Source organism: Rhodohalobacter sp. SW132, from assembly GCF_003390325.1.
Classification (GTDB): Bacteria; Bacteroidota; Rhodothermia; order Balneolales; family Balneolaceae; genus SW132.
This window is the reverse complement of sequence record NZ_QUOK01000001.1, coordinates 30,228-41,424: the sequence shown is the minus strand read 5'-3', so window position 1 is coordinate 41,424 and position 11,197 is coordinate 30,228. Positions and strand designations below refer to the sequence as shown.

Annotated in this window: 11 protein-coding genes; 2 read left to right on the top strand and 9 right to left on the bottom strand. The window is 47.3% G+C overall.

Annotated elements, in window-relative coordinates; translation table 11 throughout:
• The first annotated feature begins 16 nt into the window (after positions 1 to 16).
• Both DYD21_RS00165 and DYD21_RS00160 read left to right on the top strand, forming a co-directional pair.
• Positions 17 to 640: a hypothetical protein gene (locus DYD21_RS00165; RefSeq protein ID WP_116030656.1), complete on the top strand. Its 624-nt coding sequence runs from the start codon at positions 17 to 19 to the stop codon at positions 638 to 640.
• Positions 641 to 806: 166 nt separating this feature from the next.
• The gene (locus DYD21_RS00160) at positions 807 to 1,361 is read left to right on the top strand and encodes a Uma2 family endonuclease (RefSeq protein ID WP_116030654.1); all 555 of its coding nucleotides are present in this window, start codon (positions 807 to 809) and stop codon (positions 1,359 to 1,361) included.
• Positions 1,362 to 1,407: 46 nt separating this feature from the next.
• On the opposite strand, the gene DYD21_RS00155 is transcribed toward DYD21_RS00160, so the two are convergent.
• From DYD21_RS00155 to DYD21_RS00115, 9 genes are all read right to left on the bottom strand, one after another.
• Complete coding sequence (locus DYD21_RS00155; RefSeq protein WP_116030652.1) at positions 1,408 to 2,784, bottom strand: CsgG/HfaB family protein; 1,377 nt, start codon at positions 2,782 to 2,784, stop codon at positions 1,408 to 1,410.
• A gap of 3 nt (positions 2,785 to 2,787) precedes the next feature.
• Positions 2,788 to 3,213, bottom strand: coding sequence for a curli production assembly/transport component CsgF (locus DYD21_RS00150; protein ID WP_116030650.1), 426 nt, complete (start codon positions 3,211 to 3,213; stop codon positions 2,788 to 2,790).
• Positions 3,214 to 3,224: 11 nt separating this feature from the next.
• Positions 3,225 to 4,019: a CsgE family curli-type amyloid fiber assembly protein gene (locus tag DYD21_RS00145; protein ID WP_116030648.1), complete on the bottom strand. Its 795-nt coding sequence runs from the start codon at positions 4,017 to 4,019 to the stop codon at positions 3,225 to 3,227.
• A gap of 145 nt (positions 4,020 to 4,164) precedes the next feature.
• Positions 4,165 to 6,108, bottom strand: a complete 1,944-nt coding sequence (locus DYD21_RS00140) for a heavy metal translocating P-type ATPase (RefSeq protein ID WP_116030646.1) — start codon at positions 6,106 to 6,108, stop codon at positions 4,165 to 4,167.
• 73 nt (positions 6,109 to 6,181) lie between these two features.
• Positions 6,182 to 6,613: a Fur family transcriptional regulator gene (locus DYD21_RS00135; protein ID WP_116030644.1), complete on the bottom strand. Its 432-nt coding sequence runs from the start codon at positions 6,611 to 6,613 to the stop codon at positions 6,182 to 6,184.
• Positions 6,614 to 6,702: 89 nt separating this feature from the next.
• Positions 6,703 to 7,533 carry a sulfite exporter TauE/SafE family protein gene (locus DYD21_RS00130; protein WP_199535426.1) on the bottom strand — a complete coding sequence of 277 codons (831 nt, stop codon included), beginning with the start codon at positions 7,531 to 7,533 and terminating at the stop codon, positions 6,703 to 6,705.
• Positions 7,534 to 7,549: 16 nt separating this feature from the next.
• Entirely contained in the window at positions 7,550 to 8,797 is a 1,248-nt protein-coding gene (locus tag DYD21_RS00125) for an Nramp family divalent metal transporter (RefSeq protein ID WP_116030642.1), read from the bottom strand.
• Between the two features lie 727 nt (positions 8,798 to 9,524).
• Positions 9,525 to 10,184: a nitroreductase family protein gene (locus DYD21_RS00120; protein ID WP_233505454.1), complete on the bottom strand. Its 660-nt coding sequence runs from the start codon at positions 10,182 to 10,184 to the stop codon at positions 9,525 to 9,527.
• 50 nt (positions 10,185 to 10,234) lie between these two features.
• Positions 10,235 to 11,095, bottom strand: coding sequence for an SDR family oxidoreductase (locus tag DYD21_RS00115; RefSeq protein WP_116030640.1), 861 nt, complete (start codon positions 11,093 to 11,095; stop codon positions 10,235 to 10,237).
• Positions 11,096 to 11,197 lie beyond the last annotated feature (102 nt).

Below are 11,197 nucleotides of genomic sequence, written 5' to 3'. Positions count from 1 at the left end.
TTCCGGGGAGAATCAGATGCGTTTCAAATTCCTTCTATTGATATCAATCACGCTTATCCTCTCTGTTCAACAAATTTTTTCACAAAGCATCTATACAAAGCAAAAAGGAAGCAGTATTTCAGCAGGTTTTGGCCTATCAGCAAACAATTCTGATCTAAACGGCAGATCATTTGCACTGGGTATGTCACCGGCCCGCGGAACAGATTTTTCCTTCACAGTCTCTGATTTTGAGGGTACGTTTAGTGGTGGTTATCCATACTCCTTCAGAAACGTAGGCGGCAGCATTACATTTTCACCGCTGAAACAGTGGGAAGATAACCCATTTTCCTTTCAGGCGATTGTTGGAGGAACAAAAACGTACTCCAAAGAGGCGGACGTTCAGAGAGGACTTTCTGCGTTTATGGGGGCATATGTAGTGCGGGAGCTGCAGATGGAGAAAGCATCACTCTACCCCGGAATATCGTATATCTACTCTCCATTCGTTGCCGGCAAACCGGACCAGGCCTCATCACTTGCGGTTGACATGGGACTGAGCGTTGAACTAACCAGGCGTTTACTATTTATTGTATCACCTTCACTTACTTTTGATTTGACGCACAATACGAGAAGTGCCGGAATTATAAGCGGTTTTGTTTTTTAGAAAAAGAACTATCAGTTGCAATTCGACTGCCGATTGTTCCATAGGCAGGTCTCCTCTGGGAGAAGACGAAGGCACTTTAAATTATGTAGAATCTGATAAAATAACCTTCATTTGATTTTCGTCTTTTTAGTATCTAAAATATGATAACAGATAAAAAGGGATCATAATGCCTATATCTACACTATCACAATTGACGACATACGATGATTACCGGGGTCTGCCCGATGATGGAAATCAGCATCAAATCATTGGGGGAGAACTGTATATGACACCAGCACCAACCACTCAGCACCAGCGAATACTTTTAAATATATTTCGGCTTCTGGATCCATTTGTGAATGAGAATGAAATCGGTGAGATCCTTATTGCTCCCGTCGATGTCGTACTGTCGATGACTGATGTCGTTCAGCCTGATCTGATTTTCATAGCTCGTGAACGACTGAATATCATCACCAAAAAGAATATAGTTGATGCTCCCGATCTTGTAGTGGAGGTTTTGTCCGATAACACTGAAAACATCGACCGACAGAAGAAGTCGGTCCTCTATGAAAAATATGGTGTGAAAGAGTACTGGATCGTTGATTCACAAGCAAAAACAATCGAACAGCTTGTGTTAAAAAAGAACTCTTTTCAGCTACTTGCAACCGTCAGTGGAACCCAAAAACTTTCCTCTGTGGTACTTGAAAAACTTACTCTCACCGCTGACGATGTATTTGGATAACGTTTACAATACTCTCTTAGGTTTTAGTCACCCAACTACATCTTAATCAGTTCAAAAACCCTGGACGCCAGGTAACACCTGCATTCACACCCCAGTGCTGATCGTTGAACTTTCCAAAGGAGACGCCATCAAGCCCGTCAATGAGCAGGTAACGGTAACTGGTGCTGATGTTCATCCCAAGCCGATTGTTGAAACGGTAATCAAATCCCGCCTGTAAAGCTACGAAGGGAAATATCTGCTCGCTGATATCATCAAACTTCTTATCAAAAATAAACGCTCCGCCTCCCGCTGCCACAAATGGCGAGAGTGAATACCTCGGGGTGATGTATGCGTTCAGCAGCAGCTCCGCAGAATTGACCGGGTTTGAGTAGGCTGATGGAGCACTAACCCGGGTTCGCTGGCCGTTAGCCCGAAATGAAAATGTTGAATTGATAGCGCGCTCAATCTGCAGAGAAACGCCGGGGTTGATATCCGGATTGTTGTAATTCCCGATCACGCTGCCGATCGATGCGTTCGTTCCAAAACTCCATCCGCCGCGCAGTTCAGGGCGGTCAATCATCCCAAAATAATCTCGTTTCAGCTGCTCCTCTTTCTTCTTCTCGTAATTGAACTGCTCGCGGTAGGCCAGCACTTCATCATAATCTCTTGCGGTCCAGACCTGCTCTTCAATCCCTTCCAAAATCAGTTGTTTCAGCGCATCATCAATCGCTTCGGTAACCGCCATCACCGGAGGTTCGTTATAGGTGTAGCCGGTTTCCGCTTCGAGGAGCCGGTTGGTGTCAATAAACCGGAACAGGCCGCTGTCGAGCTGCTGTGATACGATCGATTTTGTGGTGTGAACCGTTTTCAATACGCGTCCGCTCTGGGTGGAAACCGCCCTTAGGTAGATGGTCACCTGGTCTTTTCGATACTGGCCCGATCCGCCGGTACCGAGGTAGCGCGCGCCGAGTCCGCCAGTAATTACGTTCGTGTCGTACCCGACAATACCGCCTTCAAGCATCACCCCGGCAAAAAGAAGCGGGGGGAGCGGCTGTGGTGCCTGTCCGCCCGAATGCTGCTGACGGATATTCTGAATAATCTGCCGCTCATTCAGCAGGTTTGAAATGCTTTCCCGCTCAATCGGCACAAACCAGCCGGACTCTTCCATCGCTTTCATCAGGATAGACGTTGCTCCCTGGGTTACGGCAGTCGACCAGCTTGCTACCCGGTCAGACGGTTTATACTGACCGGTTTGATCACGGAAACGGTAGACAGCCGCCACGATTTTCTCCTCCGGTTCGGGCAGTTGTTTCAGTGAGTGATAACTTTTGCTTACGGTTCCATGCGTTGCCGGCTCGGTATGCATCGGGCGCATAGTTCCGCTGCAGGCGGTCAGAACTGAAAGTATAAATGCGGAAGTAAGTAGCAGAATTGTTGCTCTCATAATCTAAAAATTTGGAACCGTTACTCTTGTTTCGTCACCGGTTAGGATATTGAATATCTGAATTTGAACGCCATCTGCGCCCGGGATCACTTCGATACTGAATTCACCGAATTCAAAGACCTGCTCCTGAAGTTCTTCCCCATCGCCAAATTCACGCCGCACGATATCGCGTGTAAGCTGTGAAAGGACCTGGCGCTGCAGAGAATCCTGGAAATCCTGCAGCGGATCGCGTTGAAAACCAGCCTGGCGGGTTGCTTCAAACAGGTTTTGTGTATTCGCGCTGTTCAGCAGCCATCCGTAATTCCCCGGGTTCCCCCCGAATGCCGGATTTAGCGGCTGATAGACAAATTGTTGAGCCGTTGCTTTTTCAATTCCGCCAAATAGTAAAAAGAGGACGGATACGACGCTTATCAGAAGTGTTTTTTTCATAGTCGTTCAGTTTAGTAGATTGCGTAGTTTTCATTATTGCGGTCAACCAGCTCGCTTGCTATTTCAATAGCTTGCTGCACGGCCTGCTCCACTTGTTCGGCTCCGGGCCGAAGCTGCACAGTGAACGCATCATTTTGGTTCACCTCAATTAAGATGAGTGAACCAGACCCCGGAAATACCCTTTCTTCAATACGGAGAGTTATCTGCCCGTCTTTTTTTGGAAGATCAAATTCGGAATAGAACCGTTCATAGAAGTCTCGGCCAGCTTTCGTGCGGGTTTCATCAAGCACTATACCGCTAAGTTCAAGAACCGGTTTAGATATCCCCTCAGCCTTTGTACGATTTTCTTCTTCCTGAAGAACTGCTTCAAAAATTTTCCGAAACGATTCAACCCGGGCCTCATCAGATTTTTCGCCAAAATCTGCCAGCGCTTTCAGCCACTCTTCCTCCTGTTCGCCATCGATCTCAGGTTCGTTTCTTTTGCGCAGTGCATCCAGAAACGAACGGCTGCTATCCGCAAGTCCCTGCCGTTCAACCTGAGGTATGAAGAGCGAACGCCTCATAAAATCAGTCGATAGCAGCCCGGGAGAATTCAACCCGCTGACCGCATGATCGCTAAAATGTGAAAGATCGGCAAGTATGGAATATTCTTCCGGAATGCTGATGATCTGCTCGATCTGTCCGTCATCTGAAGCCAAAGCAAACAGCTGGTCGATTTCCCCGCCTGATTGAGCAAATGCAGCTCTGCCAGGAAGGCAAAGCGCCGCCATCACCAAAAGAACTGCAATCCGTCTGTACATTCGCATTTCTGAACCAGATGTTGAAATTAATAATTACCCGTGGCTACAACTCCTTATCGGCAAAAATACGTATGAGTAAAGTGTTTGAGGTTTGGAGAATTGATGAAAACAATGGATAGATACAAGGTATGTCATGGTTCGCAAACCATCATCAAAACTCCATCTTCTGAATTCGAATTGCGTTCAGAATAGCCAGCAGTGCCACGCCGACATCGGCAAATACGGCCTCCCAGAGGGATGCGATCCCGAACGCCCCGAGTCCTAAAAAAAGGATTTTAATCCCCATCGCAAGACCGATATTCTGCCAGACGATATTTCGTGTCTCTTTTCCAATTTTGATGCCCGTGGCAATTCGTGACGGCTGATCAGACTGGATCACCACATCGGCCGTTTCAACCGCCACATCGCTGCCCATGGCACCCATCGCGATTCCCACATCGCTGAGTGCCAGAACCGGCGCGTCGTTAATGCCGTCGCCTGCATATGCGATCACCCCGGGAAATTCCCGTTTCAGCTGTTCCAGTTTCTCAGCTTTCTCTTCCGGCAGGAGTCCGCCGTACACCCGGTCAATACCCAGCGCTTTCCCCACACTTTGTGCCGTCTCTTCAGTATCGCCGCTGAGCATCACCGTTTGTCGAACACCAGCTTTTTTCAGTTCACGGATCGCATCAGCCGCATCCGCTTTCACCCGGTCAGCTATCACAATCGAGCCTTTATAAACACGATCTACCGCGACGTAGACTACGGTTGCAGAATCTTCTTGCAGCTGCCCGTTTGGCGTCACATCATAGCTCTCCAGCAGCTTCCTGTTTCCAATTAGAATCTCTTTGCCGGAAATACTGGCCTCAACTCCATGTCCTGGAATTTCCTTTTGATTCTCCACATCCAGCTGCATCGCAAACTTTCCGGAAAACGTATCTGTGATCGCTTTTGCAATGGGGTGCGTGGAATTTTTCTCAGCAGCGAGCACCATCGGCAGAACCTCATGAAGATCCTCATCAGATATATGTACATCCCGTACCGCAAAAACTCCTTCTGTAAGTGTTCCGGTTTTATCGAATACCACGGTTTTCACATCTTTCAATGCATCGAGGTAGTTGCCGCCTTTGACCAGGATTCCATTGCGGGACGCCGCGCCGATCCCTCCAAAATATCCAAGCGGTATGGAGATGACCAACGCACACGGGCAGGAGATCACCAGGAAAACGAGGCCGCGATACAGCCATTCATCAAAAATATAGGGGTCGACAAAAAAAGAGGGGAGAATCACCAGCAGCGTCGCGAGAAAGACCACGGCCGGCGTGTATACCCTTGCAAACGAGCGGATAAACAGTTCCGTTTTTGCCTTTCGGGAGGATGCCTCCTGGACCATCTTTAAAATTCGGGAGATGGAGCTGTTTTCATACGATTTTGTGACCTGCAGCTCAATCACATTATTCAGGTTGATCATACCGGCCAGAACAGAATCGCCCTCCTTAAAATGGCGCGGTTTGCTTTCGCCCGTCAGTGCGGATGTATCAAACGCACTTCTTTTTGAAAGCAGCGTTCCGTCCAGCGGAATCCGCTCGCCCGGTTTCACCCTGATTTTCTGTCCGGGCGACACCGAACCTGGGTGGACAGTTACGGCATCTCCATCACGCAGCAGCAGCGCCTCTTCGGGTCTCACATCCAGCAGCGCTTTGATATTTGCACGAGCCTTCGATGCCGCTCCGTGCTGAAACGCCTCGCCGATAGAGTAGAAAAGCATCACGGCAACACCTTCGGGATATTCGCCGATATAGAATGCACCCAGTGTTGCGATTCCCATTAGGAAAAACTCGGTAAAAATATCGCCTTTTTTAAGGTGAACCGCAGCCTGCCTCAACACGGGAATCCCCACCGGAAGATACGCTGCCAGATACCATGCCAGCCGTACCGGACCCGTAAACCAGCCCGGCTGCAGGAGATAATCCATCACCAGTCCGGCCGATAGCAGAATGAATCCTATAGCAGGTTTCCAGTGCTTCAGAACGGCGTTTTTGTTGATTGAGCCGCCGGCTGCTTCTTCAGATGTTGTGCAGCATCCGTTTTGATTGTGATCGTGATGATTGCTCATGTCCAAACTTCAAGAATCTGTTTTGATGTGAATTCTATTCGATTGGAAAAATAGGAAGCAGGGCGGTGCAACTCTATTGCAAAGAGGAAGCAGGGCAGGACGGGCACTGCCCGGAAATCACAAAATTTCCGTGAGATGGGGTGAAATTTTCAGGAAGATTGAATTGCGGGATTCCCATCTCCGGAAAACAGAAGGTGTTTTCACAGGATAAGCAGTAAAAATGCAGATGAAGGTCATCGGGGTACGAACAGGTGCAGTCTTCAGCACAGAGCGCATATTTTGCCGTTCCGCTCTCGTCATGAATCTGGTGAACCAGTCCGTGCTCCAGGAATGTTTTGAGTGTTCGGTAGAGTGTGGTTCGGTCAGACCGGTCAAACGACTCTTCAAGATCTGAAAGACTGACGGCAGATCTGTTCCTGATCAGGAAGTCAAGAACCAGAAGCCGCATGGCTGTGGGCTGAATATTCCTTGATTTCAGACGTTTTTCTGTGGTTTGTGTATCCATGGATCCGGATGGTGTGGAATGATGGTTGACTGAATTTGGTGAAATTCTAACTAATTCAACCCTGAAATATAATTATAAATTTTATGATTTTATCCACCGCCCGGGGTTGCGCCGCCTGCGACCAGGTATACCCCGAGAACCAGAAGTACCAGGGCCAGGACCACCTGCAGCCGGCTCGCTTTGATTTTCTGAGCTACGTACCAACCGGTTACGGTTCCGATCAGCAGCGGAACAGTGAGCAAAACTGCCAGCCCCCAATCAACCGCACCGTGGAGCATATACCCAAATGTGGCCATTCCGGAGATAAAGATCGACTGTACCTGTGCCAGTGCAACGGAGAGCAGCATTGGAACGCCGAGCACTACCATCAGCGGCACAGCAAGAACCGGCCCTCCAACACCTAACAATCCGCCTGGCAAACCAACCGCAATTCCCACTCCGGCCAGCCAGATCAATCCGCGGGTACTTTCAATATTCAATTTTTTATTTGCCTCAAGCTGGTTACGCTGACGGTACAGAATCAATCCACCCGTAAAAAACACAAACAGGCCAAGAAGAACTGCAAATGTAGATGCATCGAGCAGTGTGTTGATTTGTGCACCTGCGAACGCTCCGATCACTGATGCGATGCTCAGCACAAAAGCTGCTTTTCCTGCCACACGTCCTTTTAACTGGCCGGATCGAAAATACCCCAGGCTCCCCACAATTCCCGTGGCGATAAATGTAGCACTGGCTGTACCTGCAACTGTACTGGGGTCGAGGGGGAGGAGAGCAAACAGTGCGATCGTAACAAAAATCCCGCCGGGGCCTATGGTTGTGATGCAAACCCCGCCAATCAGGGCGATAATAATCAGTAGAATAAGTATTCCCGTGCTTATTGAACTACCACCGAGAAACATAAAGAGCGCCATAAGGCTCATAAAAATCCTTTTTAATTTACACTAACATTCCACCGAAAATCGCATTGAGAACACCCCGTGCGGAGTTGATTGCAATGTAGATTGAGAAAATAACCAAGATACTGTTGACCGCATTCAGCTTCCAGTCGTTTGCATGCACACCCATCAGTTTTTTGTCATTCACTGCCCAGAACAGGAGAGCTGCTGTAATCGGAAGTCCAAACACGCCGTTATACGCCGGGAAAAGTGTAATCATCTCAACCACACTCAAACCGGTGATGTGAGCAACAAGCGGAGAGAACATCCCGATTAAAATCCCACCAGAAAAAATGAGTTTAAACAAATTACTGGTGCCATCTTCGTGGTCAATATCCAGTGCTTCAAGAATCATAAAAGGCACCGTCCACATAATTGGCACAATGCTGTTAAACGCCGCCGCGATCACACCGATAAGAAACACAATCATGGCCCACTGGCCCAGCACCATCTCGAGTGCTTCACCCGGTGCTGTAAAAGTTGACAGCTCGGTATACCCCGCCGGCCTCAACACTGCAGCTGCCACAATGATAATAGACACAGTGATAATTCCTCCCACCGTGTACCCCATCTTCAGGTCGGTGCGCATCGCTTTCACGTGTTTTTTTGAATGCCACCCTTTTCGTTTTACAAGAATGGATTCGAGAAAGAAATTTGGCCAAAGTGCCGTTGTTCCCAGAATTGCAGCGCCCAGAAGCATCGCGTTTACGTCAGGGATAGAGGGAACAAACCCTGCCGCTACCTCCATCATGTCTGGGCCGCTGGCTCCGGCTACGACCAAATAGAGAACCAAGAGCAGAAACATCATGGCTGTCATCACTTTCTCTACGTAGTTATAATTCAAAATTCCAACCAGTATGGCGCAGATTCCGGTAACCACCGCCAGCGGCTGCCATGAGACAGCCCCGCCGGTCAGTACTTCAAAACTCATTCCCACCGCACCGGTCAGGGCGAGCGTCCATGCGATACAGCCAATAGAAAGAAACAGTGCTATGACCAGGGAGAGCTGTTTGCCAAGTTTTTTTCGGATGAATGTCATCAGCGTATCCCCGAATATTCCCAGCCGTGCACTCATATCCTGCGCCATAAACCCGAGAAGAACGGCTCCAATTACCGCCCAAATCAACAAATAGCCATATTCTACGCCAGCCTGACTCGCAATAAAAATGGAGCCCGAGCCAAAATAACTTGCAACCATAATGAAGGAGAGACCGTACTTGTCAAAGAAGTTGTTAAAGAGTTCTTTCATCTAATGTATTTCGCTAATTCTGTTTTTGATGTGATAGGATCGGTTGGTTTTGTGTCGCCATATTTTTGCTGTAAATACATTTCCATGATTTTACAGCAATACTTCATTCAGAATAGTTTGTGAATGGATTCACACATAAATAACTGTGATGATATTTTTCCGAAAACCAGTTTTATACGTTTCTATGGCGGCAGTAAAAGTAAATTCACTCCATGGAGATCAATTTATTGCCAAATTTCATGACTCAACTCATGGTTTCAATATTTTGAAAGACGGGATATGGTAACCATTTCAAATTGAAGGTTAAAATTTAATTCCGTTAATACATTTTAAATGGAGTGAGAAGGGGAATATTGGGCATCGGTTTACATCCATTTACAGTCAATCGCGTGAAATACGCAGTCCTTTCCCTGCATGAGTGGCTCATTATTTAAGTCAGATCCCAATCAAAAAGAACTCTTCATAAAGATGATTGCTGCCTTAAATCTATTTCCAGACACAAAATTGCAATCCAATCAGATATTCACGGACTTGACCCGGCCGTCGTGTCGGATTAAATACATTTGTACTCCGGTCTGTGATCGCTATAAAATCACTGCCGGCAGTTAGATCCACTGATAGTTTTTCATTCAGGATCAAGTTTAAGTAATACTGATTTTGCCATTTTTTTAAATAGCACTCAGGTTACAAAGGTATTTCAATCGAATCAGGAATGAACACATTTAGCTTATACTTCCACAAAAAGTTTCTCCTTTTCACGCCGCACTTTTTTCTCACCAGCGAGGAAATCGTTCTCTTCATCTCTGTAGCCAAGAACCAGCAGGGATACGCTTTGTAATCCCTGGGCGGGGAGACCCAGTATTTCATCTACTTTTTCCGGCACAAAACCTTCCATGGGTGTGGCATCAACTTTTTCAACAGCGGCTGCGGTCAGTCCGGTTCCCAGCGCGATATAAATCTGCCTTGCAGCCCATTCATGGTTCTGCTGTTCGCTGTTGCCGGCCACCATCTTTTTGATTGAATTTCGAAAATCAGCCAGTGATTCCAGCGAAACTCCCCGCACATCAGATATCCTCTCCATGTACTCATCAATGTATGTATCGTTAATCTCTTTCCAGGCTGCAAAAACAAGTATATGCGAGCCTTCAACCACCTGTGGCTGGTTGTATGCAGCGGCACGAATTTTCTTTTTCATCTCATCATCGGTAACGGTGAGAATCGAATAGGGCTGGAGTCCCATCGATGAGGCCGACAAACCGATCGCTTCTTTTATCCGTTCTACTTTCTCTTCCGGAACCCGCTGCCCGTTCATTCGTTTGGCAGCATATCGCCAGTTCAGGGCATCAATTAAATCCATTTCAGTTTCTGTAATCGTTTGTCTGTTCATAAAATTATATAGCTGTTCGTCATGTAAATTTTTATCCGATACTGTCTTGCTTAATGCTGCGACAAAAATTCCTTTATAAAGGTTTCAACCGATGCCGGTTTTCGTCCAAGCAGTTTTTTGAGATCGCTGGTTGTGATATCAAGGGCACCGCTGCTCACGGTTTCGGCAGATAGTTTAGCCATCCCCACAACTTCATCCGGCAGACCGGCCTTATTCAGCTGTTCCACATAGGAATCTACCGGCACGTCGGTATAGGTGATTTTTTTGCCCGAGATGTTGCTCAGCATCTCTGAAAGTTCGGTGAATGTATGTGCGCTGCCTGAAGTCAATTCATAGGTTTTCCCACGATGCGGATCAGGATCTGCAAGAATTCCTGCAAGTGCTTCACCCATTTCTGTGCGGAAGGCAACATTCATTTTCTCACCTGATGATGGGAAATGCCACTGCCCGGTATCAAGAGCGTTTCCAAGAAACATCGGGAATAGTTCGGAATAAAATGTGTGTCTGCTGATCGTGGTTTCGATATTTGAACGGTCTAAAATCTCTTCCGTTTCCGCGTGATCATAAGCGAGCGGGCTGATTTTTTCACTGGCCTTTACCATGCTTGTGTAGACCAGCTGTTTCACCCCGGACTTTTCAGCGGCACGAATAACGTTCTCATGCTGCTTTACCCGATCTTCAATCGTGCTGGATGAGATCAGCAGGAGCACATCAATATTTTTAAACGCTTTCTCCAGGGATGCCGGATCAAAATAATCACCAATTTTTACTTCTGCACCCGCTTCGCTGACTTTTTCTCCTTTTTCCCGGCTGCGAACCAATCCCGACACTTCAGTTTCGGGCGAAATTCTGCGAAGATTCCGTATCGTTTCCAAACCAAGATAACCATTAGCCCCTGTTACTAAAATCATATTGCTTCCCTTTATTGTTGTTCAAAAAAATCTGTTTCGGCAATGCGCCGAACTATTTGATTTAATATTAAACAATATACTGCTTATTTCGTTCCCGGTAAA

Excerpts from the sequence above, each read along its gene's own strand:
- DYD21_RS00165 (WP_116030656.1), top strand. The coding sequence starts at position 17 with ATGCGTTTCAAATTCCTTCTATTGATATCAATCACGCTTATCCTCTCT.
- DYD21_RS00130 (WP_199535426.1), bottom strand. The coding sequence starts at position 7,533 with ATGAGCCTTATGGCGCTCTTTATGTTTCTCGGTGGTAGTTCAATAAGC.
- DYD21_RS00160 (WP_116030654.1), top strand. The coding sequence starts at position 807 with ATGCCTATATCTACACTATCACAATTGACGACATACGATGATTACCGG.
- DYD21_RS00140 (WP_116030646.1), bottom strand. The coding sequence starts at position 6,108 with ATGAGCAATCATCACGATCACAATCAAAACGGATGCTGCACAACATCT.
- DYD21_RS00150 (WP_116030650.1), bottom strand. The coding sequence starts at position 3,213 with ATGAAAAAAACACTTCTGATAAGCGTCGTATCCGTCCTCTTTTTACTA.
- DYD21_RS00120 (WP_233505454.1), bottom strand. The coding sequence starts at position 10,184 with ATGAACAGACAAACGATTACAGAAACTGAAATGGATTTAATTGATGCC.
- DYD21_RS00135 (WP_116030644.1), bottom strand. The coding sequence starts at position 6,613 with ATGGATACACAAACCACAGAAAAACGTCTGAAATCAAGGAATATTCAG.
- DYD21_RS00125 (WP_116030642.1), bottom strand. The coding sequence starts at position 8,797 with ATGAAAGAACTCTTTAACAACTTCTTTGACAAGTACGGTCTCTCCTTC.
- DYD21_RS00155 (WP_116030652.1), bottom strand. The coding sequence starts at position 2,784 with ATGAGAGCAACAATTCTGCTACTTACTTCCGCATTTATACTTTCAGTT.
- DYD21_RS00145 (WP_116030648.1), bottom strand. The coding sequence starts at position 4,019 with ATGCGAATGTACAGACGGATTGCAGTTCTTTTGGTGATGGCGGCGCTT.
- DYD21_RS00115 (WP_116030640.1), bottom strand. The coding sequence starts at position 11,095 with ATGATTTTAGTAACAGGGGCTAATGGTTATCTTGGTTTGGAAACGATA.